Below are 23,644 nucleotides of genomic sequence, written 5' to 3'. Positions count from 1 at the left end.
CGTCATGCCGCGCGCTCGCATGCGGCGTTGACCCACTCGACCACCCCGTGGGTACTCTGAAATTCGTCGACCGATCGCGCTTCGCAGCCCGGCACGCGCTCGCGCGCCATGCGCGTCAATGCGCTACCGGGCCCCAGTTCGAGAAACACGCGCGCGCCGCGTTCGGCGGCCTGCACCAGCACCTCGGACCAGCGCACGGTCTGCGCGATCTGTGCGGCCAGCGTGTCCACCACCAGGGCCTGCGTGGTGACGGCACGCGCATCGATGCCGGCCAGCACACGCAGCCTGGGCGCCTGCACAGCCGCGTTGTTCAATTCGATGGCGAAGGCGTCGGCAGCCGCCCGCAACCACGGCGTATGCGCCGGCACGCTCACCGGCAACGGCGTGACGCGTGCCCCCTGCGCCTGCGCTGCATCGCCCAGTGCCTGCAGCGCCGCCTGCGGGCCACCGAGCACGGCGTGGTCGTCGCCATTGACGATGGCGATGGCCGCGCGATGCGTCCGGCACAGCACCTCCAGCGTGCGCAGCGGCAGGCCGAGTACCACCATCAAGCCGGCATGTTCCGGGCTGGCCGCATCCATCAGGCGCGCGCGGGTGGCAGCCAGTTGCAAGCAGGTGGCGATCTCCATGCCGCCGGCCACCGCATGCGCGGCCAGCTCGCCGACGCTGTAGCCCAGCACCAACACCGGCGTGGGCAGCTGCGCACGCAGCACCTGCCAGTGCGCCAGCGTGCCGGCGCAGACCAGCGGCTGTGCAATGGCATTGGTGTAGCGGGAGTTGTCAGCGGCCAGCGTTTGCGCCGAGGCGCCAAGCACCTTGCTCGCAGCAGCGATTACCTCGGCCGCGGCAGGCGCATCGGCAACCCGCGCGAACATCGCGGCGTGCTGCCCACCCTGGCCGGGACAGAGCACGGCCAGGCTCATTGGATGGCCTGCTTGCAGAAAATGCTGTGCCTTGTGCGAGCGTCGCCCTCATTGGCGCTGCGGGCATTTTGTTCCGTGACTAGGACAAGCACGCCGTTCACTGAGACAGTGCGAAGGGCCGCGCCGCCACACGCCGAGATGGACGTTGCCTTCGCAGGTGCCAGTGGTTGACACAGGCTCATGCCGTCTCCTGACAGTGCAGGAACCAGGCACAGGCCAGCAGATCGGCGCTGCCGCCCGGGCTCAGGCGACGCGCGACGAATTGCCTGCCGATGGCGTGCAGGCCCGCGCGCCACTGCAGGTGCGCGATGCCGCCATCGGCCAGAAACGCATGCGCCTGCGCCTTTGCGTAAGCCAGTCCGTCTTGCCCGCCGCGATGCAGCAGGTTGAGATCATCGACCTCGGCAACCAGGCGCATCAAGGTCTGCGCCAGTACGGCCTCGCGCGTGGCGCCGCTACGCAGTGCGCTACGCAGAGACGGCAGTGCGATCTCGCGCAGCAATGGATACCCGGCTGCGGCCTGTTCGCGCACGCCACTGATCCGGAACGCCGCACGCGCACGCTGGCCATTGCTGTGTGGATCCAGCGGCGCGGCCCGCAGCGCATCGCGCCAGACCTGCACCGCGGTGCAGACTGCTTCGCCGGTAGGGACATGCCCATGCACGGCACGCAAGCGCGCCGCCTGCGCAGTGAGCAGGCCCAGGCTGAAGATCGCACCGCGATGAGTGTTGATGCCGCCGGTGGCGCGCAGCATCGCCGCTTCGGCCGCGATGCCGAGCTGGCGCAATTGCTCGAACGGCGCGTTGTCGATACCGGCCTGTGCAACCGCGACGAAGTAGCCGCGCAGGGCGAACAGGCTGCGCAGGAATGTCGACGCGTCCATATCGGCATGGCTGCCGCTGTCGAACGGCGTGACCAAGCCGGGCTTGGGCGCACAGCCGAGTTCCGCATGCAGGGCGGCGACCGCCAGCCGCCCCAGCCGATGCGCCAGTGCGCTAGCGGTGCCGGCGTCGGGATGCAATGCGTGTTGTCGGGCTGCACTGTCTTGCAGCTCGCCATGCGTGCATGCAGCGCGCGATGACGCATGCACGCGGTTCGAACCAGCGCCTGCGCGCGCAAGGCGCAGTAGCGGCTGCGGCGGTACGTCGTGCGCCGCTGCCGGTGTCGGTGCGAGCGTCGATTCGTGATCGGCACGAATCAGGTGCGTCGATTGGCTGACCGCATCAACCAGGGATGGTGCGATGCCCGTTTGCTTGGCTCCTGTCACTGGCCGCTGCCGCTCCACCGCGTTGCCAGGCGTCACGGAACGCCTGGCATCGGCAGTGCGTTCGACCAGCGTGCTCATGCCGCGCTCCATACCGGAAACAGCCCGCTGCGCGGCAGCAAGCGGCAGCCGTTGGGGGACTTCACCAAGACCTGTTGCGCGCTGCCGGCGTATTCGCGCCAGTTCACCGCGGTGTCGTCGGGCAGCAGCAGTTCGCCGTCTGCGCGCAGCCCGTGGCGCTGTTCCCAGCGCTGCAGCACTGTCACCACGGCCTGCGCCTGCTCGGGTGTGGCGATGGACCACAGCAGGTCCAGATCCGATTGCGCATGCACATACGCAAGCCCGGTCAGGGCCTGCCATGCGAAGCTGCCGAAGACGCGCGGCTGCAGGGCGTTGGCATTGCACTGGGTCAGCAAGGCCTGCAGTGCAGGCTGCATCGCGGCGGGTGCGGCTGCGATCACCGCGTCCAGCGCCAATGGCGCGGTGCTGCGCGCGACCTCGTCCAGGCCGGCGCTCAATGCCAGGCGTTGCTTGCCTTCGTCTGGCGGCAGTGGCACGCCCAGCCGCAGGCTGCCGGGTGTCTCGCTGCCATCGCCACGCGCCACCACCGCCGGCAGACCCGCGGCAAACCACTGCTGCAGCCGTGGCTGTGCACCCGGCGTCAGCGCTTGCCAGCGCGCGCCGGGATGCAGCCACACCAGTGCGTGGCGGCCGGGCATGCTCAGGCCTCGCCCGCGGCCACGGCCGCAGCGACATCGCGCGCCAAGGTGCGCCCGCCACGCTGCGCGCCAAGTGCCCGGCGTTGATCGCCATCGCTGGGCGCGGCCAGGGCATCGAGCAGCGCCTGCGCCAGATCGCCATCCCAGAGCGACTCCACCGCGCCCATGCGCACGTAGTTCTCCACGCCAGGCGCAAACACCGGCGAGCTCTTGCTCAGCGCCTGCAAGGTGTCCACGCTCTGCTTGGTGACGCGCGCCATCGCGCGCAGATCCATCACGCGGATCTGCGCATCCGGCAATGCGTGGATGTGATCGGCCATCAGACCGAACGACAGAAAGCCGCCGCTGACCGATTCGCCATACACCAGCGTGACCAGCCGCGCGCCGCGCTTGCGGGCCAGATCCAGCGAGCGTGCCAGATGCGCGAAATAGCCGTTGATCCCGAGCAGTTCGTCGCGGCGCGCGAGCCGCTGCCCGGCGGTGTCGGCCAACATCACGATCGGCCGCTGGGGATGCGCGCGCGTGCTGGCCAACACGGTGGCGGCCAATGCCAGTGCGTGGTCTACGCCGACTTCCAGTTTGTTAGCGGTGCCGATCACGGTGACCTCGCCTGCAGCGGTCATCGCGCTGCCGGTCAGCACATCGTCATTGCGGGCGATGGTGTGACCGAGCGGGAATAGTTGATCCAGCAGTTGGCTCAGTTCCATGGAGTGCTCCGGTCGGCGGTGGCAGCGAGGAACGCTTCCGTCTCCAGCAACGGCAAACGCTGCGCATCGACGATGCCCTGGCGCTGCCAGATCTCCAGACCGTCGCGGCAATCGCCGTAGGCGGCGATGCGCGTGGCCAACTGTTGCTGTGCAAGTTCCAGCGCCTGCAATGCGGCCTCGCCTTCCGGCTCTGCCAGCTTGTCCAGCGCCTGCACGGCGGCCTCGGCGAATGCGGCGATGCGGTCGGCCACCAGCGTCTGCGCCTCGCCCAGCAGATAGCGGTGCTTGCCGCCGGTGACGCGCCACACCAGGGCGCGATCGCGCGCGTCGAACTCCTCCACACCGCGCACGGTTTCGATCACGTCCGGGCCGGACAGCGACAGGCGGCCTTCTTCGGACATGATCACCGCACTGCAGCAGCGCGCCACGATGCCCATGCCGCCGAAGGCGCCGTTACCGCTGCCGATCAAGGCCAGCACCGGCACGCCGGCGGCGCGCGTGTTCAAGGTGGCGCGCATGATTTCGGAGATGGCGATCAGGCCGGCGTTGGCTTCGTGCAGGCGCACGCCGCCGGTGTCGAGCAGCAACAGCACCGCCGCCGGCTGCGTGGCGGCGGCGCGTTCGAGCAGGCCGGTAAGCTTGGCACCGTGCACCTCGCCGACGCCGCCGCCCATGAAGGCACCTTGTTGCGCGGCGATCAGCACGTTACGCCCACGCAGCGTGCCTTCACCGACGACGATGCCGTCATCGAAGGCGCCGGGCGTGTCCAGCTGGGCCAGATGCGGGCTGATCAGACGACGGCGCGGACCGACGAATTCGCGGAAGCTGCCAGCATCCAGCACGCCCTCGATGCGCTCGCGCGCATCGGCCTCGTAATAGCTGCGCTCGGCCATGGGAATGGCGGTGCTCATACATATCTCCCAACGACAGGCGTAGGAGCGCACCTGGGCGCGACTGCAGCGTTACCGGGAACGCCCGTCGCGCCCTGGTGCGCTCCTACGGGATTGCTGCGGTCGGCACTATCGACAGTGGTGCTCCTAACGACGCGCGTAGGAGCGCACCTGGGCGCGACTGCAGCGTTACCGGGAATGCCCGTCGCGCCCTGGTGCGCTCCTACGGGATTGCTGCGGTCGGCACTATCGACAGTGGTGCTCCCAACGACGCGCGTAGGAGCGCACCTGGGCGCGACTGCAGCGTTACCGGGAACGCCCGTCGCGCCCTGGTGCGCTCCTACGGGATTGCTGCGGTCGGCACTAACGACAGTGGTGCTCCCCACGACGCGCGTAGGAGCGTACCTGGGCGCGACTGAAGCGTTACCGGGAACACCCGTCGCGCCCTGGTGCGCTCCTACGGGGTGAGAGGGGTGGCTCATGCGGCGGCTCCCTGCAGGACGTCCAGCGCCTGCTCCAGGCGCAGGCTCACCACCGCTGGCGTGGCGCCGACATCGTTGATGCTGATGCGCACATCGCGCAGCGGATGGCGCGCGGCGAAATCGTCCAGCACCGCCTGCCAGATGGTGCCGAACCCGCGCGCGGCGGTGAGGATCTCGATCTCCATCGCGCCGTCCAGCGGCACGCGCTCGACCAGCACTTCCAGGTTGCCGGAGGCGACCACGCCGACCAGCGCATGGTCCAGCCCGGCGCGTGCGCCATGCTGACCATCGAAGCGATACCGCAGGGTTTCCATGCTGTGCCCCTACCAGTTGCGAAAACGTTTCGGCGGGTCGTACAACCCACCGGACCAGCGCACCAGGTCCTTGACCGTGCGCGCGGCGAGCAGGTCGCGCGTGGCATCGCGTGGACGAATCCCTAAGTCTTCCGGCCGCTTGATGACGCCGCGATCGCGTAGGTTTTCCACCGCGCGCTTGTCGCGGCCCAGGCCGACAGCGGTGTAACCGGACACGCCACGGATGGCCTGCTCGCGCTCTTCGGCGCTGCGGCACAGCAACAGGTTGGCGATGCCTTCTTCGGTCAGCACGTGGCTGACGTCGTCGCCGTAGATCATCACCGGCGGCAGCGGCATGTTGGCGCGCTCGGCCAGCTCCCAGGCATCGAGCCTGTCGACGAAGGCCGGCGCCATGTGTTCGCGGAAGGTTTCCACCATCTGCACCACCAGCTTGCGTCCGCGCGGCATCTCGCCGGGGCGCGCCGCCTCGCGCCCGGCCTTGAGCCAGGCGTCGCTGGCGTGCCGGCGGCCGCGCGCGTCCGAGCCCATGTTGGGCGCGCCGCCGAAACCGGCGATGCGGTCGCGCGTGGCGGTGGAGCTGTTGCCCTGCAGATCGATCTGCAGGGTGGAGCCGATGAACATGTCGCAGGCATACAAGCCGGCGGTCTGCGACAACGCACGATTGGAGCGCATGCTGCCGTCGGCACCGGTAAAGAAGATGTCCGGGCGTGCGGCGATGTAGGCCTCCATGCCCAGTTCCGAACCGAACGAATGCACCGAGTGCACGAAGCCCGATTCGATCGCCGGGATCAGCGCCGGATGCGGATTGAGCGCCCAGTGCCGGCAGATCTTGCCCTTCAGCCCCAGCGATTCGGCATAGGTGGGCAGCAACAATTCGATCGCGGCGGTGTCGAAGCCGATGCCGTGGTTGAGCCGGTCCACGCCGTATTCGGCGTAGATGCCCTTGATCGCCATCATCGCCATCAGCACCTGGATCTCGGAGATCTGCGCCGGGTCGCGGGTGAACAGCGGTTCGATGTAGTTGGGCCTGGGCGCCTGGGTGACGAAGTCCACCCAGTCGGCCGGGATGTCCACGCGCGGCAGCGTGTCGACGATCTCGTTGACCTGCGCAATCACGATGCCGCCCTTGAACGCGGTGGCCTCCACGATCACCGGGGTGTCTTCGGTGTTCGGGCCGGTGTAGAGATTGCCGTGGCGGTCGGCGGCCTGCGCGGTGACCAGCGCGATGCGAGGGGTCAGGTCGATGAAGTAACGGCCGAACAATTCCAGGTAGGTGTGGATGGCGCCGATCTCGATGCGGCCCTCGCCGACCAGCCCGGCCAGGCGCGCGGCCTGCGGGCCGGAGAACGAGAAGTCCAGCCGCTTGGCGATGCCGCGCTCGAACACGTCCAGATGCGCGGGCAGCGACAACACCGATTGCACCATGTGCAGGTCGTGCACGCGCGCCGGGTCCACCTCGGTGAGGCAGCGCGCCAGGAAGTCGGCCTGCTTCTGGTTGTTGCCTTCCAGGCAGACGCGGTCGCCGGGTTCGATCACCGCCTCCAGCAGCGCCACCACATCGTCGGCGGCCACCACGCGCCCCTGCGGCGCCAGGGCTGCGGCGCGCTGCAGGCGCTGGCGCCGGCTTTCGGCCTGGGTGTCCCACTGTCGACTCATGCGTCTGCCTCACCGGGCCAAGCCCGTAATGTCGAAGTAATTACATCGTAATTATGGAGGCTGGCTGTGTCTAGCCGCGTTGCAGCATGGGCGGCAGGGATGTCCAGGCCGGTCAGCCGGGCGACAGGCAGGCGCTTGCGGACCAGCACACTTCGATATATCTTTTCGCCATACTTCGATATATCGAATGACGATGCGCTCCCACCACGACGACCTGCCGAGCGAGCTCGATCCATCCGCAGCGCCCAGTGCGACGCGCCGTGGTGGCGCCGGGCGCGCACGGCCGCTGGAACATGGCGACCTGCGCTTGCTGCTGCTGGCGCTGATTGAGCAACAGCCGCGCCATGGCTACGAATTGATGCGGCAGATCACTGCGCTGTTCAAAGGCCTGTACACGCCCAGCGCGGGCGCCATCTATCCGGCACTGGCGCAGCTCGAAGCCGATGGCTGGGTGCAGACCGCGCTGGACGAAGGGCGCAAGCGCTATCAGGTCACCGCCTCCGGTCGCACGTATGCGGCGCAGCACCGTGACGCGCTGGATGCGGCGCTGGCCCGTACCCACCGCCGCGCGCGCGAGCTGATCAAGGCACAGACTCCGGCGCCGATTCGCGAGGCCATCCACCGCATCAAGCACGGCCTGTTTGCGCGGCACGGGCAATGGACGGATGCAGAAACCACACGCATTGCCGCGCTACTCAACGCCGCCGCTGACGGCATGGAGCGCGACGACGGCTGAGTACGTCTATCGCCGTGATCCGAAGCCAACCGATGCCAGCTTGATTGCGCCTTGCGGCAGTGCCGTGCCATCGCGGTGTTTGCGTTGCGCGGCCTCAGTGGCATGCATGTGGCATGCATGCATTGCTGTCCCTGCGCTGTTCTGCGATTTGATCAGCGTGTCGCTGCACGACATCGACCTTGCTTGGTTGGCAGATGCACGCGGCTTCACCCGCACCCATCCCCCCTGCGGGGCACCTTCTCCCGATGGGAGAAGGGCGAGCAACAACCGCTGTTCTTTGCCAGCTCGCTGGCCAGATCGTCGCATCACCGTTTGCAGTCACTCCCCCGCCGCGCATCTGCGCGCCACATCCAGGAATCGCACTACATGGCCATCCACACCCACACCCAACTCCGCCGCGATCCGCGCCTGCGCTCCGTGCAGGTGGTGCGCTGCGAATCGCTGACGCCGCAGATGCGCCGCATCGTGTTTGGCGGCAGCGAGCTTGCCGGCTTTCAGAGCGAGGCACCGGACGATCACGTCAAGTTGTTCTTCCCTAATTCCGACGGCGCCTTCGTGCTGCCGACGATGACGCCGGACGGCCCGCGCTATGCCGAAGGCGCGCTGCCCTCGCCCGGCCGCGATTACACCCCGCGCGCATTCGATCCGCAAAGCGGCGAGCTGAGCATCGACTTCGTGCTGCACGGCGACGGCGTGGCCTCCAGCTGGGCGGCGCAGGCACAGCCCGGCGATACGCTGAAGATCGGCGGCCCGCGCGGCTCGTTCCTGGTTGCCGACGACTACGACCACTACGTACTGATCGGCGATGAAACCGCGCTGCCCGCGATCGGCCGCTGGCTGGAAGCGATGCCCGCCGACATGCATGCAGAGGTCTTTATCGAAATTGCCGATGCGGCCGAGCGCCAGGAGCTGCTCAGCGCCGCCGAGGTGGACGTGTACTGGCTGGAACGCAATGGCTTCGATGCCGCCAGCAGCACGTTGCTGGAAGACAGCCTGCGCGATTACGAGCCGCACGACGGCGACACGTTCTACTGGATCGGTACCGAATCCATGCGCGCGCGTGCGATGCGCAAATTTCTCGAAGAGCACATGGGCGTGGACAAGGACTCGGTGCGCGCGAAGGGCTACTGGAAGGCGAACCCTGCTGCAGAGTGAGGCGTTGGCGTGCGCCTTGTGGCGGGGCGGAGGGTGGAGCTGTCGCGGCCTGGGCCGCTCCTACAAAAGCCGGGGGGGTGTGGGTGCAGGTGCGCTTGTTTGGGCCTGCGCCACGCGCGCCGTGGCTGCGGTCAAGCGCTCAAGCAAAAGCCCGCCGATTGGCGGGCTTTTGCGTTCCGCACATCGGTACGATCGCTCGCACCGATGCATCGACTGCGCTGCGCCTTACTTGGCCGCAGCAGCGTCACCGGCCTTGGCCTGCAGGGCTTCGGTGGTGATGCGGATCTTCACTTCGTCGCTGACGTTCGGGGCGTACTGGCCCACGCCGAAGTCGGTGCGCTTGATGGTGGTGGTGGCGTCGAAGCCGGCTGCCGGCACCTTCTTCATCGGGTGCTCGCCGGCACCGTTGAGGGTGACGTCCAGCACGACCGGCTTGGTCTGATCCTTGATGGTCAGATCGCCGGTGACGGTCAGCTTGTTGGGGCCGGCCGCTTCGACCTTGGTGCTCTTGAAGGTGGCGGTCGGGAACTTGGCCGCGTCGAAGAAGTCACCGCTCTTCAGGTGCTCGTCGAACTTGGCGGTGAAGCTGTTCAGGCCCGACAGCGGCAGGGTGACCTGCACGGTGGACTTGGTCACGTCGGCCGCGTCGTACACCAGGGTGCCGTCGACATTGCCGAAATGCGCGCTCGGGTTGGAGAAGCCGAAGTGGCTCCACTGCGCGATCACATCGGTGTGGCTCGGATCCAGCGTGTAGGTGCCGGAGGCCACTTCCACGGCCGGCGCGGTCGAGGCGGCCGGCGCAGCAGCCGGGGCCGGGGTGGTGGCAGCGGCATCGGCCGGTGCGGTGGCGGCCGGGGTTTCAGCGGCCGGCGCGGCGGCGTTGTCGGCCGGCTTGGAGCAGGCGGCGATGGCCAGGGTCAGGGCGAGCGGCAGCAACAGTTTGTGGGTGGTCTTCATTGAAACTCCTTGAGATGAGGGACCGCATTGGATCAACGCGGATGGAACAGACGCAGACGGACGAGGACTGCAGGAAAATCGAAACGGGCGCCCGGGGCGGATTGCACAAGGCGCGGTCGTCAGGTGGTGCGGGTGGCGCGCCCCGAAGCCGGAGTGTACGTGGCTCCTGCCTGCCGGAGCGCCGGCTGCGCCCGCCCGACGGTGCTCGCAGCTGCGGTGCCCGCCGCTGTTACTCGATGCGTGCGGCTTCGTCGAAGCTCAGCCGCGGCAGCCGCGGGAACAGCCCGGCCGGATCGCCGTAGCCCAGATTGACCAGGAAGTTGGACTTGATCGGCGTGCCGGCGAAGAACGCCGCATCCACCTTGTCATTGTCGAAGCCGGACATCGGGCCGGCATCCAGACCCAGCGCACGTGCGGCCAGGATCAGGTAGGCGCCCTGCAGCGAGCTGTTACGGAACGCGCCGGATACGCGCATCTCGCGCGAGCCTTCGAACCAGCTCTTGGCGTCGGCATGCGGGAACAGGTAAGGCAGTTTTTCGTGAAATTGCTCATCGGAGCCGATGATCACCGTGACCGGCGCGGCCAGCGTCTTGGTGGCATTGGCCTCGGACAGTGCCGGCTTGAGCTTCTGCTTGCCCTCCGGCGTGGTCACGAACACGAAACGCGCCGGCGACCCGTTGGCGGCGGTCGGGCCCCACTTCAGCAGATCGTAGAGCTCGCGCAGCTGCGCCTCGCTCACCGGCTTGTCGAGAAAGGCGTTTTGCGTGCGGGCGGTGCGAAACAGCTGATCCAGCGCGGCAGCGTCGAGCAAGTCGGACATGGAGACTCCGGGAAGCAAGGGAATGGGCGACAGTAGGGTGCAGCACCGGCGCCAGCGTGAAGACCCGCAGTGTAGAGTGACGCGATTGCGGCAGCACACGCTCAATCTGAAACAAATCTATGTCGGATCTGAAACGATGGCGCTGACCTGGGCGGTCAGCGACGGCCGCGCCGGCAATGCACGCCAGGCCGAGGCCTTGGCGCAGGCGCTGCACTCCACGCCGGTTACGGCGCTGCATCTGCAGGCCCGCGCGCCATGGCGTTGGGCCGCACCGCGCCAATTGCCGGGCGCGCAGGCGGCGTTTGGATCCGGCTTCGCCCGGCAATTGCAGCAGCCGCCGGCGCTGGCGATCGGCTGCGGGCGCCAGGCCGCGCTGGCCACCCGGCTGCTGCGCACGCGCGGCAGCCAGGTGGTGCAACTGCTGGATCCGCGCCTGGACCCGCGCCACTGGGATCTGCTGGTCGTGCCCGAGCACGATGCGCTGCGTGGCGCCAACGTGCTCACCCTGCTCGGCAGCCTGCACCCGGTGGACGATGCCTGGCTGGCCGCCGGGCGCACCGACTTCGCCGCGCTCGGCGCGCTGCCCGGCCCGCGCGTGGCGCTGTTGATCGGTGGCCCCACCGCGCAGCTGCCCTGGACCACCGAAGCGCTTGCGGCACTGTGCACGCACCTGCGCGCGCAGGTGCTCGCCGCTGGCGGCAGCCTGCTGGTCACCACTTCACGGCGTACGCCGCACGAGGCGATCGGGATGCTGCGCAAGATGCATGCAGGGCTGCCAGGCCTGCTGTGGTGCGACGAGCGCGACGGGCCCAATCCGTACGCCGGCCTGCTGGGCTGGGCCGATGCGATCGTGGCCAGTGCCGACTCGGTCAACCTGCTCTCCGAAGCCTGCGCCACGCGGGTCCCGGTGGCAGCGGCGTTTGCCGGACAGGCGCAGGGACGAGTGGCGACGTATGTGCGGGCACTGCAGGCGCGTGGCCGTCTGTGCGATGCCGGCGATGTTTTCGCAACGCCGCCGCAACTTCACCCATTGCGCGAAACCCAGCGCATCGCCGCACTGGTGCGTGCGCGCCTGCACGTATGATGGTGCCGCCGCCGATGCCACGGGGCAGACACAAGGACGCTGCACTCCCCATGCAACTTGCACATAAACGGCGCGGTTGGTTTGCAACGGCGCTGTTGCTCGTCTCCCTGACCTGCGCACTCCCCGCCATCGCCGCGCCGGTGTGCACCCCGCACTATCCAACGCCCGCCACGCTGGCGGCGATGTTCGACATGGCCAGGTCCACCCAACAGGCGCTGGATGCAGTGGACGGTGCGCAGGTCGTGCTGCTGGCACGCGGCGGCCAGGATCTGAGCCGCTATGGGCTGAAACACAGCCATCTGGCCTTCGCGCTACGCGAGGACGATGGCACCTGGCGGGTGAAACACCTGCTCAATCACTGCAAGTCGGACAACTCCGCGCTGTATCACGAGGGCCTGAGCAACTTCATCGGCGAAACTGCCCTCGCTGCCGATCTGCGCGTCGGCGTGCCGGCACCGGTGCTGCAGCAGCAACTGCGCACGTTGCTGCAGGATCCGGCCACGCTGGCACATGCGCTGCACGAGGCGCGCTACAGCATGATCGCCTACCCGTTCTCCACCGATTATCAGAATTCCAACCAGTGGGTGCTCGAAGTGCTGGCGGCGGCGTTGGCGGCGACCAGCGCAGCAGAGGCGACAGCTGCACCGGTGAGCGATCGACGCAGCGCGCAAGCCTGGCTCAAACGCAATGGCTACCAACCTACGCGCCTGCATCTGGATCTGAGCAAGCGCATCGGCGCACGTTTCTTCGTCGCCAATGCCGCAGTGACCGACCATCCCGCCGGCGAGCGCATCTCCGGCAACTATTCGGTGATCACGGTCGAGTCGGTGTTCGATTTCCTGCAGCAGCAACACATGCTGCAGCAGGACCAAGCCATTCCACACAGCGTTGCCACGCACGGAGCATCTCCATGAACATCCCTCTTCGATCTGCCGGCCTCGGGCTGCTGCTGGCCATCTCGTTTGGCCAGCCGATGCAGGCCCATGCGGGCCTGACCACGATCACCCGTGGCGATGCCTCGGCGATGTCGGCGATCCTGGTGATCTCCGCGCCGTATTTCGTGTCGTTGGCGCTGGGCCATAGTGCGATCGCAGGCTCGGAAGCCTTGAGCGACGCATCGCACAAGGCCTCGGCCGGGCCATTGCCGCCGATGCGGGTGAAGTCGGTGGAAAAAAAGACTGACGGCGGCTGCCAGGTGCAGTTGCAGGATCCGGCAAACGCCGAGAACACCGCGCTGCTGCGCTGGCCGGCCCGCCAGGACGACCCGACTGCGGGCTTTCGCGTTGGCGAGACGGTGACCTTCCAGCCGAGCCCGGCTGGTGCCGGCTGGACGGTGCAGTCGCCACAAGGCCAGGCGCTGGCATTCGTGCCAACCGCGGAATCCGCCGCGCAGAACAGCAGCACCACCTGGTGATGCAGGGAAGCGGCTTGCAGACGCTGTCGGCCAGGATGGCGCGTCACTGACGCACCGTTTGCGGATACGGCGCTACGTGCGGTGCGTGCGGTACCTGCGGTGCGCGCAGAGGCATCTTCCACTGTCTGCCTAACTGCCTGCGCAATGGTTTGTTGATCACCGACGCGTACTGCCACGTGCCGATGCAGAGCCTTGGCGCACCGATGCGTGGCACGCACGCAGGTAATTGCCAGCGTGCTGATCGCGCCGTAATCGGCAACGCTGTACACGCAGATTGCCTGATGACCCGCCGGCATGCGCTCGAACGGCAGCGCGGCGCTCACGCATCGCGCGATTACGCGAGCACGAGCGATCCGCACCGCGTCACTCACCAATGCTGGCGGCCATGCGTTGACCGGCACACTGGTTGAACCAGCAGCTCGCGGCCGTGTCGTGCATACGCGTTGGTGCACTGGCCCACATACGCCAACACGCGGATAATCCGCGCTGTTCTGTCACTACCGCACCCTCATGTCCAGCACCGCGCCGACGCCGTTCACCCCACTCACCGCGCGCGCATTGGCGTGGGCAGTGCTGGCCATGGGCGCGGTGGTGCTGTTGTCCAACATCCTGGTGCAGTACCCGATCAACGATTGGCTGACCTGGGGTGCGTTCTCGTATCCGCTGGCGTTTCTGGTGAGCAACCTGATCAATCGCCGCTTTGGCCCGCGCGCGGCGCGCAAGGTCGCCTGGTGCGGGTTTGCGCTGGCGGTGGTGTTGTCGCTCTGGCTGGCCACCCCGCGCATCGCGGCGGCCTCGTGCACCGCCTTCATCGCTGCGCAGCTGCTGGATATCAGCGTGTTCGACCGGCTGCGCAGTGGCAATTGGTGGCGTGCGCCGATCGTGGCCACCACCTGCAGCGCCACGCTGGATACGACGATCTTCTGGAGCATCGCCTTTGCGGGCGCTGGCCTGCCATGGATCAGCTGGGCGGCCGGCGACCTGGCGGTGAAGCTGGGCATGGGCGTGTTCCTGCTCGGCCCGTTCCGCGCACTGCTGTGGCGCAGTACGCCGCGCCCGCAGGGCTGACCGGCTCGCCTGCGCACCGGCAATCAGGCCAACACCAGGCGCGGTGGAGGGATGCCACTGCAACGCACCTGCGTTTCTGCCGACCCTGCGCGCTGCACTCGTCTCACCTTGCAACGCCAGCTACCGGCCACTCAAGGCGGTAGCGTTGCCACGTCCTTGCCAAGCGGAAACTCCAGCCCTTGCGCGTGCGCAGTAGTGAAGATGCTGTGCCGTGCCTGCTCGATCGCGGGCGTTGGCGGGATCAGCCGCGGCCGGCGATCCAGGGTGCAACTCAGGCCCGCTTCCACCAAGGTGGCATGCGCCTGGTGCAGCGGTGCGGCACGCTCGGCCGGCAGCCATTGCGCCTTTAACAGCGCATCGATCAAGGCGGGCGTGGCGCAGGCCAGCAGCAGCGCCGGATGCTGTGCGGCCTGGCCGAGCACGCCGGCCTGCAGCACGAATTCCAGATCGACCAGGCCGCCGGCGCCCTGCTTGAGATCCAGCCGCCCCGCATCGCTGCGATCCAGTTCGCTGCGCATGCGCGCGCGCATCTTGCGCACGTCCTCGTGCAGCACGGCGGTATCGCGTACGCGTGTCAGCGTGTCGGCACGCACCTGCGCGAAGGCCGCGCACAGCGCCGCATCGCCGGCCACCGCACGTGCACGCACCAGCGCCTGATGCTCCCAGGTCCAGGCGCGCTCGCGCTGGTAGTCGCGGTAGCTGGCCAGCGATGACACCAACGCGCCCTTGCCACCATCCGGGCGCAGCCGCACATCGATCTCGTAGAGACGGCCGGCGCCGGTTTCGGCGGCCAGCAGTGTCATCACCTTCTGCGCCAGCCGCGCAAACCAGCGCCCGGCTTCCAGCGCTCGCTTGCCATCGGAGGCTTCCACCTCGCGTGGATGGTCGTAGAGGAACACCAGATCCAGGTCCGAGCCGAAGCCCAGTTCCAGGCCGCCCAGGCTGCCGTAGCCGATGATGGCGAATGCCCCGCCCGGCACCTGCCCGTGCGCGGCGATCAGTTCGCGGCGCGCCAGCTGCAGCACCGTCTGCACCACCGCTTCGGCCAACCAGGCCAGTTGCTGGGTGCTGTCCACTGCCTGCTGGCGGCCATCGAGCGTGGCCAGTGCGATGCGGAAGCTCAAGGCGAGCCGGCGTTCGTTGAGTTCGCGCAGCGCCGCTTCGGTGTCCTCGATCTGCAAGGTGTCCAGGCATGCAGCGTGCAACGCGTCGCGGTCGGGCAACGGACCGCTGATGCGGGTGTCGAGCAATTCGTCCAGCAACAGCGGATGCGCAGCCAGGCGCTCGGCCAGCAAGGCGCTGCGCGAGAGCACATCGACCAGGCGTGCGAGCGCGCTGGGTTGTTCGTCCAGCAAGGCCAGGTAACTGGTGCGGCGCAAGGTGGATTGCAGCAGGCCGAGCACGCGGCGCACGGCGGCATCCGGCTGGCTGGCGCGGGTGGCCGCATGCAGCAGCGCCGGCATGACGCGGTCCAGCCGCGCGCTTGCGGTATCGGAGAGCGCACGCACGCCGGAGGACTGCGCAAAATCGGCCAGCACCTGATGTGCGCCGGCTGGATCGTGCAATCCGATGCCGGCCAGCGGCGCGGCATCGCCTTCCGGCAGTGCGCGCCAGTAGTCGGCAAGCGCGTCGGGGGCGGTGGCGCGCACGCGCGGTGCCAGCAGCTCGGCGAATTCGGCGGCAACGCGCGCACGTTGCGGAGTGAGTGCCTGCAGCAGTGCCGGCCAATCCGCATAACCCAGGCCCAGCGCGATGCGTTCGCGATCCAGCGGGGCCTGCGGCAAGGCATGGGTCTGTGCATCGCGCAACATCTGCAGACGATTTTCGAGCCGGCGCAAGAAGCGATACGCCTCGGTCAATGCATGCCCGTTGTCCGCATCGATCTGGCCGGCCTCCACCAGCGCCTGCAAGGCAGGCAACAGGCGACGCTCGCGCAGGCTCGGCTCGCGCCCACCGCGAATCAGCTGCAGCGATTGCGCCAGGAACTCGATCTCGCGGATGCCGCCCGGCCCGCGCTTGATGTCGTCCAGACGATCGTGGCGGGCGACTTCGGCAGTGATCGCCGCCTTCATCTCGCGCAGGCCGTCCAGTGCGGTGAAGTCCAGATAGCGCCGGTAGACGAAGGGGCGCAGCGTCTCCAGCCAGGCTTCGCCGGCATCGATATCGCCGGCCACCGCGCGCGCCTTGAGCCAGGCATAGCGCTCCCAGTCGCGTCCTTCGCGCTGGAAGTACTGGTCCATGCCGGTGAACGACAAGGCCACGCGCCCGGCGGTACCGAACGGGCGCAGACGCAGATCCACGCGATGGCTGAATCCATCGGCGGTGGTCTCGTCGAGCAACTTGGCCAGCTGCTGGCCAAGCCGCGCAAAATATTCCTCCGCTGCCAACGGGCGGGCACCATCGGACTGGCCGCCCTGCGGATACGCATAGACCAGATCCACATCCGAGGAAAAATTCAGCTCGCCACCACCGAGCTTGCCCAGCCCGAACACCACCAGCCGCTGCACGCTGCCGTCTTCGGCAATCACCTGGCCGTGGCGGTCGCGGAATTGCTGCTCCAACGCCTGCAGCCCGCATTGCAGGCAGGTTTCGGCCAGGCGGGTGGCACCGGCCAGGGTGGCATCGACGCTGTCCAGATCGAGCACGTCGCGCCAGACCAGGCGTGTGGATTCGGCACTGCGGTAGCGCCGCAACTGCGCCGGCCAGGCCTGGGGCTGTGTGGGGTCGAGCACCGGCAGCGGCAACGGCGGTGGATCCGGCTGCGCCAGGTGCTGCAGCAAGGCCGGCTGACGCGCCAAGGTATCGAGCGCAAACTCGCTGGCAAGCGCAACCTGTTCGAGCCGCCGATCGAAGTCATCGCCCGGCCAGGGCTGGTCGGCCGGCACGGCATGACGGACACGCGCCACAGCCCGCTCGATCAGGGCGGTGAGCGCAGGAGACACGGATGAGTTAGGCAGCGACATGCGCCGATTCTGGCATCCCTGCGCGATGGCGGCACGTGTCTACGATTGATCCAGCGGTGTCTAGAGGCAGCAATGCAACTACCGGGTTTACCGCCGCGCTGCGTGTAGTCCCATCAGCATGCGGTCATGTTGGCGGGCGTGATGTCCTCACTGGCTGCGGGCTCCTTGGCCGTATGGATGCAGCCATGGAACTCCACGGATGATTTACGACGTGTCCCCGGAAGTGGTGAATGTATCGCGTGTTGAAACAGCGTCAGAGTTCGAAAGCCGGCTGTTTGCGCTCAGGCCGGATGAGGCGGTCAAGCAGAGGCGAAGCATGTGATCTGAGGCTTCCTTGCAGGGCCCTTGCCCGCCCACCATCGCAGGACACGCCGCAAGTACGCCCATGTAGGCGCTTACGCGACGGTGGACGGGCAAGGACCAGTCAAGCTGGTCGGTGTGTGTGGCCTTCAAACAACAACAAGCTACAGCACGTGCCAACCCACCACCCCGCATGCGACGCAGCCCAGCAGCACTGCCAGCCACGCACTCCAGCGCGGCGCGTACGCCAGGCCCAGCGCCACCCACAGCGCGGCCACGCTGGCAAACCCCAGCCACAACAAGGTGCCCACCGCTCCGCCCCAAGCGAGCACGCACAGCACCAGCGCGGCGATCAACAGACAGACAGCCATCGCACGCAACAACCATCGCTGCATGACCGGCGCAGTGCGGCGGCCGGTGAGCTGCTCGTAATGGCGATGCATCGCCACGGCCAGGGCCATCATTGCGGCATGGCAGAGCGCGGTGCCCAGCAGCGCGGTGATCAGCCCATCCATGGCGGATGTCCCAGCAACCAGCTCGCACCGCCCAGCACGGCGATACCCACGCCCAGCCAGCCCCACATGCGCAATGCACTGCGCGCACGAAACATCCACAGCACGACGACGGTGTAGATGGCGAAACTCAGCAAGGTCATGCTCAGCACCGAGACCGCAGGCGACACGCCGGCAAACCGCGACAGCAGCTGCGTCAGCACGCTGCAGCCGGTAGAGGTCAGCGCATAGCCGCCGACACTGGCAGCGAGCACGCGACCGGCAACCGACCAGCGGTAGCGCGTCACCGATGCGGTGCTTGAAGAACGCTTCACAACACATCCACCGCGGCAGTGGCACCGCGCCTGGCGCGTGTCGGCACCGGTCGCACGGCGCTGCGGTGCGCCCGATACGCTGCGTAAGCAAATGCAACGCCGAAGACGAGCGAGACCAGCTCGACCCCGGCGCGCTGCAGGTCGCCGACAACCAGGTACACGCCCAGATGCTGCCCGGTGGTGACCGCATTGAGCAGCGGCAAGCCGACACACAGCAGCGCGGTCATCGCCAGTTGCTCCACCCATGCGCGCGCGCGCGGGCGCAGCAGCGCATGCAGCAGCGTGGCCGCCCAGACCCACAGGAATGCGTGGATCTCGATCTGGCTGCGCCCGGCCTGCGCGATCGGCACCAGGCGGTTGGCATAAAAATACGCAATGCTCGCCAAGGCGGTTCCCGCAAGCGCGGCGACATTGAGCGCTTCCACCACCCGATAGATGCCGGCGGTGGCCGCGCCGAACTCCTGCTCGCTACGCCGACGCCGCTTGATCGAAAACAGCAAGGTGCCGGTGGCCATCATCAAGGTGCCGGCCAGGCCGCAGATGAAATACAGCCATTTGCTGGTCCAGCCGCCGAACCCCGCCACGTGCAAGGTCTTGACGACCTCTTCCACATCCTGCGCGTGCAGGTCCGTGCGTGCGGCATCCGCGTGCCGCTCCAGCAGCGCGCCACTGTTCGCGTCGAATACCACGCTATTGGCTGGGTTGAGCAGGCGCCGCGAGCTGCCGGTCGCGGCCACGCGCGCGATCACGCGCAGCTTGCTGCCGGGTTGATCGGGCCGCTCGATCACCAGCGTTTGCGCGGGCGCAGAGTTAAGCGAGTCTGCACGCTGCACCAGCTCCGGCAGATAGGCGGGCACGTTGTTGACTGCTGCTTCGTCTGCGCTGGTCGCAGGCACTGCCGGCGACAGGTCATCGGCGTAACGCGTGTAGGCGTCCTCGTCGCTGCCATACAGTGCGTGCAATGGCGCGGGCATGTAGCTGGTGTAGAAATACGCCAGGCCGGTGTAGACGATCATCAGCAGGAAGGGCAGCGTCAGCACCGCCGTGGCGTTGTGCGCGTCCAGCCACGAGCGCTGTCCCTTGCCCGGGCGGAAGGTGAAGAAATCCAGAAAGATCCGCTTGTGCACGATCACCCCGGATACCAGCGCGATCAGCCCGCACAGCGACACCCAGCCCACCAGCCAATAGCCGGGAATGCCGCCGTGCAAGGTGTAGTGGAAGCTCATGAAATGCCGGCCGCCTTCGGTCTGCCGGCCCCACGGAGACGGCAGCAACTCGCCGCTCCCGGGGTCCAGCGCTGCCTGATCCTGGCCCTCTGGTGTCCGCCAGAACAGCGTGAGCGCCTCACCCGGCTGCGCGGGCAAGGTAATCCGCCACAGGCGCGCCTGTGGCGCAAGCTGATGCAGCTGCGCCAGTGCACGCGGCACCAGCGCTGCTTCCGACAGGACCGTCTGCGTGCTCGCACTCGGCAAGGCCGGTGTGCCCTGCATCCAGCTGGTGATCGGATCGCGGAATACGCTGAGCGTGCCGGTCAGGAAGATCGCGCACAGCAACCAGCCACAGCTCAGGCCGCACCAGGTGTGCAGCCAGGCCATGCTTTGGCGAAAGCCTTCTTTCATCCGGCACGCGCCATGCGCCACCGCAGCGCTGGTGCCCGCATCACAGCGCGCCGCGCAGGGTCACCATCACGTTGCGCGGCTCGCCGTAATAGCGCCCGTTAACGAAGCTCGACAAGGTGTTGTAGTAGTGCTTGTCGAACACGTTGTTGAGATTGACCGCCACCGACCATTGCCGGTTGACCTGGTACCGCGCCAATGCATTCCAGACCGCACGCCCCTGGATCGGCGCGGTGGCAGTGCCGATCTGCCGATACGCCGCGCTCTGCGCGCTGACACCGCCACCGACGGTGACGTCCTGCAGCACGCCCGGCAGACGGTAGGTGGTCCATACCCGCAGCAGGTGCTTGGGCGTGTAGCTGTTGAAGGTCTGGCCCTGGCTGCTGACATCCTGCAGATAGGTGGTGCGGTTGAAGGTGTAACCGGCAAACACGTTCCAGTCGTGCAGCACCTCGCCGCTGACTTCGGCATCGAACCCGCGGCTGCGCACCTTGCCGCTGTCGATGTAGCAGAAATCGTTGTTGCGGCAGGTGGGGCTGGTGGTCAGGTCGGCCTGGGCGCGGTTTTTCTGCTCGATCTGGAACAGCGCAAACGCGCTGTTGATGCGTCCGTCCAGCCACTCACCCTTGATGCCAAGCTCGTAGTTGGCACCGGTCATCGGCTTGAGCATCTCGCCGGCTTCGGTCTGCGCGTTCTGCGGCTGGAAGATGTCCGCATAACTGGCGTAGGCCGACCAGGTCGGGCTCAAGGCGTACAACAGGCCGGCATACGGCGTGACCTGCCCGGTCTCGCGGGTGTGCTCGATCGATTGCGACGGCGACAGCCCGGTGGTGGTGGTGTTCCACAGGGTGTCGTGCCAGCTCACGCGGGTGCCGACGATGGCCCTCAACGGATCCGTCAGCTGCCAGCGCAGTGCGCCGTACAAGCCGAATTCGCGCGAGGTGCCATGCCGGGCCTCGCGTGCATTGGCGAAGATTTCCGCATCGCTGATCGCCCGCACATTGCGCTGCAGATTGAACACATTGAAGGTCTGGAAGTTGTTCTTGTTGCCGTAGACCGTATCCACGGTGGTCTCGGCGAAGTTGCTGCCGATCACCAACTCGTGCCTGCGCCCCAGTGCATTGAACTGCCCGATCACATTGGCGTCGAAGCCGAAGGCGTCCGCATCGGAAATGGTGCGCGCGGCCAGCAGCGCGCCGATGCCGTTGGCCGGATTGATCGCGCGGCTGGAGCTGGCATATTTCAGATCGTGCAGCTCGCGTACCTGCACCGCACTGAGCTTGAACACCCAGTCGGCATTGAAGCGATGGTCCAGGTCCAGATACAGCCCGCGATTGGACGAGGACTGCCGGTTCCATGCCGCACCCAGATTGGTCTGGCGTGGCAGGCCGATATCGCGGCCATCGCTGAAACTGGGCAGACCGCCGAAGAACGGCCGGCCTTCCACCTGTTCGTAGCTCACGCCCAGGCTGAGCTGGGTCTGCGGCGAGAACGTGTAGTCGAGCGTGCCGTAATAGGTGGGCGTGCGGCGCGTGACCCCATCAACGAACGAGCGCTGCTCCTGGTAGTCGATCACTCCACGCGCGCGCAATGCGCCATCGGCGCTGAGGTTGGCGCCGCCATCGATCAGCGCGCCGTAGCGATCCCAGCTGCCGCCCTGCACCATCACGCTGACGCCCGGCACATCCAGCGGGCGCTTGCGCACCAGGTTCACCGCGCCACCGGGATTGCCTGCGCCCTGCAGCAGGCCGGCCGCACCGCGCAGCACTTCGGCGCGATCGTAGATGCCCATGTTGGCGCTGTAGTTGCTTGCCCGGCCATACATGCCGCGATTGAGCGGCACGCCGTCGTACTGCACCGTGGTGATGTCGAACCCGCGCGAATAGATGTACTTGCCGCCCTGCGGGCTCTGCACGATGGTGATGCCGGTGGTGCTGGCCAGCGCGTCGTAGACCGAGGTGATGTTCTGCTCGTCCATCAACTGACGGGTGACCACGCTGATCGACTGCGGGATGTCCTTGAGCGCCTGCTCACCGCGGCCGATGCTGACCGCGCGCGCGGTATAGCTGCCGGTGCCGCTGGTGGCCGCACTGCGGTTGGCCTGCGCGGTGACCTTGACGGTGGGCAGCAGCCACGCGTCCACCTCGCTATTGTTCGCGCTCAGCTGCGGCGCGGCGCGCAACACGTAGCCGCCGGTCTGCAACGGCACGGCCTGCAAGCCGCTGCCAGCCAGCAGCGCAGCCAGGGCGGCCGGTGCGGTGTAGCTGCCATCCAGCCCGGCGGTGGTCTTGCCGTCGGTCTGCGCGGCGGTGAAGCTCAGCAACAGGTTGGCCGAACCGGCCAGTTCACGCAGCGCCGGCGCCAACGGGCCGGCGGGGATGCGGTAGGCCTGGCGTGCATCCTGCGTGGCAGGCGCGGTCTGGGCGATGGCATCGGGCATGCCCGCACACACGCCCAGGCTGCAGAGCGCAACCGCCACGGCCGTGCCCAGCGGCCGCTGCACGGCCTGCACCAGGGCGTTGCGCTGCAACGACGAAGAGGAAAGTTGGCCGCGGCGGCGGGCAGTGATCGACATGCTGTTCCCACAAAGGTTTGGTGTCGCACTGACACCGTCATTGGGGAGGTGCCACAACTGCGGCGATCGGGCAGCCCGGATGCAAACTTTTTTCGGCGAGGTGCCGGCTGGCGGCGCCTCAGCCCTGCCCGGCCGCCTGCACCGTCACCCAGTAACGGCTGCGCCGGCTCACCCGCACCGGCAGCACGCTGGGCAGCATTGCCAGGATGCGGTCGGTGTCGTCCAGCGGGAACACGCCGGAGACGCGCAGGCTGCCCACCTGCGGGTCGCAGCGCAGCAGCCCGGCGCGATAACGGTCGAGTTCGGCGATGAAGGCATCCAGACGCCACTCGTCGGCGATCAGCTGCCCGCGTACCCAGGCCGCGGCCTGTGCATCGACCGGCGCGATGGCGCCGAGCGCGTCGGCGGTAAACCGACACTGCTCCCCTGCCTGCACGCGCCCGACGGCCTGCGCGGCCGCATGTGGCCGCACCTCCACCGCGCTTTCCAGCACGCTCAGCCGGGTGGCGTGTTCGTCCTGGCGCACGCAAAAGCGCGTGCCCAATGCATGGATATCGCCCTGCGCGGTGCGCACCAGCAACGGCCGCGCGTCGTGACCCGCTCCCAGCGCATGCGCGGTGGTCACCATGATCTCGCCGGCCAGCAACTGCAGCAGCCGCTGCTGCGCATCGAACCGCACATCGATGGCGCTGCGCGTGTTGAGGGTGATGCGGCTGCCGTCCTGCAACTGCACCTCGCGGCGCTGGCCGGTCGCGGTGGCGTAATCGGCGGTGGCGCGCTGCCAGCGTTCGGTGCGCGAGGCCAGCACGCCGGTGGCCCCGGCTACCCCGCCCCACAGCAGCAGATTCAGCGCCTTGCGCCGGCCAGGCGATGCCTGGCCGTTGCTGCCCGCATACGGCGACAGGCTGCGATAGGCCGCCTGCGGGGTCAGCGTCTTCAGCCGCCCGGTCACCGCCTCGATATGCGCCCACGCCCGCGCGTGGTCCGGATGCGCATCGCGCCACTGTTGCCAGCGCTGCAGCTGCGCCTGGCTCGCGGTGCCGGACATCAGCACCGTCAGCCATTGCGCGGCCTGGTCGGCGACCTCGGCGCTGATCGGTTGCCCGCCGGCCAGCGGCGCGCGCTGGCCGGCAGCGGTGCGCGCACGGGGTGAGGCGGCATCAGCCATCCGTGCA

Annotated in this window: 21 protein-coding genes; 6 read left to right on the top strand and 15 right to left on the bottom strand. The window is 67.7% G+C overall.

Going from position 1 to position 23,644, the window contains the following annotated elements:
• Window positions 1-2: 2 nt before the first annotated feature.
• The 7 genes from mdcH to mdcA all read right to left on the bottom strand — a co-directional run bounded on the left by mdcH (window position 3) and on the right by mdcA (window position 6,955).
• On the bottom strand, window positions 3-923 hold the full coding sequence (gene mdcH / locus AC1KVE_RS05705; RefSeq protein ID WP_481092529.1) for a malonate decarboxylase subunit epsilon: 921 nt from the start codon (window positions 921-923) through the stop codon (window positions 3-5).
• 178 nt (window positions 924-1,101) lie between these two features.
• On the bottom strand, window positions 1,102-1,944 hold the full coding sequence (gene mdcB / locus AC1KVE_RS05700) for a triphosphoribosyl-dephospho-CoA synthase MdcB (protein WP_481092530.1): 843 nt from the start codon (window positions 1,942-1,944) through the stop codon (window positions 1,102-1,104).
• Between the two features lie 320 nt (window positions 1,945-2,264).
• Window positions 2,265-2,906 carry a malonate decarboxylase holo-[acyl-carrier-protein] synthase gene (mdcG, locus tag AC1KVE_RS05695; RefSeq protein WP_481092531.1) on the bottom strand — a complete coding sequence of 214 codons (642 nt, stop codon included), beginning with the start codon at window positions 2,904-2,906 and terminating at the stop codon, window positions 2,265-2,267.
• 2 nt (window positions 2,907-2,908) lie between these two features.
• Window positions 2,909-3,613, bottom strand: a complete 705-nt coding sequence (mdcE, locus tag AC1KVE_RS05690; RefSeq protein ID WP_481092532.1) for a biotin-independent malonate decarboxylase subunit gamma — start codon at window positions 3,611-3,613, stop codon at window positions 2,909-2,911.
• Window positions 3,604-4,506, bottom strand: coding sequence for a biotin-independent malonate decarboxylase subunit beta (locus AC1KVE_RS05685; RefSeq protein WP_228911428.1), 903 nt, complete (start codon window positions 4,504-4,506; stop codon window positions 3,604-3,606). The genes mdcE and AC1KVE_RS05685 overlap by 10 nt, the downstream gene beginning before the upstream one ends.
• A gap of 475 nt (window positions 4,507-4,981) precedes the next feature.
• A complete protein-coding gene (gene mdcC / locus AC1KVE_RS05680; protein ID WP_016902872.1) occupies window positions 4,982-5,299 on the bottom strand; it encodes a malonate decarboxylase acyl carrier protein in 318 nt (105 codons plus the stop codon).
• Window positions 5,300-5,308: 9 nt separating this feature from the next.
• Entirely contained in the window at window positions 5,309-6,955 is a 1,647-nt protein-coding gene (gene mdcA, locus AC1KVE_RS05675; protein ID WP_024937871.1) for a malonate decarboxylase subunit alpha, read from the bottom strand.
• 193 nt (window positions 6,956-7,148) lie between these two features.
• On the opposite strand from mdcA, the gene AC1KVE_RS05670 reads away from it, so the two are divergent.
• Both AC1KVE_RS05670 and AC1KVE_RS05665 read left to right on the top strand, forming a co-directional pair.
• Window positions 7,149-7,691 carry a PadR family transcriptional regulator gene (locus tag AC1KVE_RS05670; RefSeq protein ID WP_102580392.1) on the top strand — a complete coding sequence of 181 codons (543 nt, stop codon included), beginning with the start codon at window positions 7,149-7,151 and terminating at the stop codon, window positions 7,689-7,691.
• Between the two features lie 366 nt (window positions 7,692-8,057).
• Window positions 8,058-8,846 (top strand): siderophore-interacting protein, encoded by a 789-nt coding sequence (locus AC1KVE_RS05665; protein ID WP_154831352.1) that lies wholly within the window; start codon window positions 8,058-8,060, stop codon window positions 8,844-8,846.
• A 225-nt stretch (window positions 8,847-9,071) separates the two neighbouring features.
• Here AC1KVE_RS05665 and AC1KVE_RS05660 read toward each other — a convergent pair whose 3' ends face one another.
• Together AC1KVE_RS05660 and AC1KVE_RS05655 are read right to left on the bottom strand one after the other, a co-directional pair.
• A complete protein-coding gene (locus AC1KVE_RS05660) occupies window positions 9,072-9,803 on the bottom strand; it encodes a YceI family protein (RefSeq protein WP_080716308.1) in 732 nt (243 codons plus the stop codon).
• A 229-nt stretch (window positions 9,804-10,032) separates the two neighbouring features.
• Window positions 10,033-10,623, bottom strand: a complete 591-nt coding sequence (locus tag AC1KVE_RS05655; RefSeq protein ID WP_046345571.1) for a malonic semialdehyde reductase — start codon at window positions 10,621-10,623, stop codon at window positions 10,033-10,035.
• Window positions 10,624-10,759: 136 nt separating this feature from the next.
• Between AC1KVE_RS05655 and AC1KVE_RS05650 the strand changes: the two genes are divergently transcribed.
• The 4 genes from AC1KVE_RS05650 to AC1KVE_RS05635 all read left to right on the top strand — a co-directional run bounded on the left by AC1KVE_RS05650 (window position 10,760) and on the right by AC1KVE_RS05635 (window position 14,189).
• Window positions 10,760-11,707: a mitochondrial fission ELM1 family protein gene (locus AC1KVE_RS05650; protein WP_435004457.1), complete on the top strand. Its 948-nt coding sequence runs from the start codon at window positions 10,760-10,762 to the stop codon at window positions 11,705-11,707.
• A 50-nt stretch (window positions 11,708-11,757) separates the two neighbouring features.
• Window positions 11,758-12,621, top strand: a complete 864-nt coding sequence (locus AC1KVE_RS05645) for a DUF2145 domain-containing protein (protein WP_226426911.1) — start codon at window positions 11,758-11,760, stop codon at window positions 12,619-12,621.
• Window positions 12,618-13,121, top strand: a complete 504-nt coding sequence (locus AC1KVE_RS05640) for a hypothetical protein (RefSeq protein ID WP_016902864.1) — start codon at window positions 12,618-12,620, stop codon at window positions 13,119-13,121. The genes AC1KVE_RS05645 and AC1KVE_RS05640 overlap by 4 nt, the downstream gene beginning before the upstream one ends.
• A 510-nt stretch (window positions 13,122-13,631) precedes the next feature.
• Entirely contained in the window at window positions 13,632-14,189 is a 558-nt protein-coding gene (locus tag AC1KVE_RS05635; protein WP_065032193.1) for a VUT family protein, read from the top strand.
• Between the two features lie 131 nt (window positions 14,190-14,320).
• Here AC1KVE_RS05635 and glnE read toward each other — a convergent pair whose 3' ends face one another.
• From glnE to AC1KVE_RS05605, 6 genes are all read right to left on the bottom strand, one after another.
• Window positions 14,321-17,152, bottom strand: a complete 2,832-nt coding sequence (gene glnE / locus AC1KVE_RS05630) for a bifunctional [glutamate--ammonia ligase]-adenylyl-L-tyrosine phosphorylase/[glutamate--ammonia-ligase] adenylyltransferase (protein ID WP_481092533.1) — start codon at window positions 17,150-17,152, stop codon at window positions 14,321-14,323.
• 464 nt (window positions 17,153-17,616) lie between these two features.
• The gene (locus AC1KVE_RS05625) at window positions 17,617-17,967 is read right to left on the bottom strand and encodes a DUF3325 domain-containing protein (RefSeq protein WP_054591318.1); all 351 of its coding nucleotides are present in this window, start codon (window positions 17,965-17,967) and stop codon (window positions 17,617-17,619) included.
• Window positions 17,955-18,278 carry a hypothetical protein gene (locus tag AC1KVE_RS05620; protein ID WP_481092534.1) on the bottom strand — a complete coding sequence of 108 codons (324 nt, stop codon included), beginning with the start codon at window positions 18,276-18,278 and terminating at the stop codon, window positions 17,955-17,957. The genes AC1KVE_RS05625 and AC1KVE_RS05620 overlap by 13 nt, the downstream gene beginning before the upstream one ends.
• Window positions 18,275-19,873 carry a PepSY-associated TM helix domain-containing protein gene (locus tag AC1KVE_RS05615; protein WP_481092535.1) on the bottom strand — a complete coding sequence of 533 codons (1,599 nt, stop codon included), beginning with the start codon at window positions 19,871-19,873 and terminating at the stop codon, window positions 18,275-18,277. The genes AC1KVE_RS05620 and AC1KVE_RS05615 overlap by 4 nt, the downstream gene beginning before the upstream one ends.
• 64 nt (window positions 19,874-19,937) lie before the next feature.
• Entirely contained in the window at window positions 19,938-22,469 is a 2,532-nt protein-coding gene (locus tag AC1KVE_RS05610; RefSeq protein WP_481092536.1) for a TonB-dependent siderophore receptor, read from the bottom strand.
• Between the two features lie 118 nt (window positions 22,470-22,587).
• Window positions 22,588-23,637: a FecR domain-containing protein gene (locus AC1KVE_RS05605; protein ID WP_481092537.1), complete on the bottom strand. Its 1,050-nt coding sequence runs from the start codon at window positions 23,635-23,637 to the stop codon at window positions 22,588-22,590.
• Window positions 23,638-23,644: the final 7 nt, after the last annotated feature.

The organism is Xanthomonas sp. NCPPB 2864, from assembly GCF_056675615.1.
This window is presented reverse-complemented; position numbering and strand designations above follow the sequence as displayed.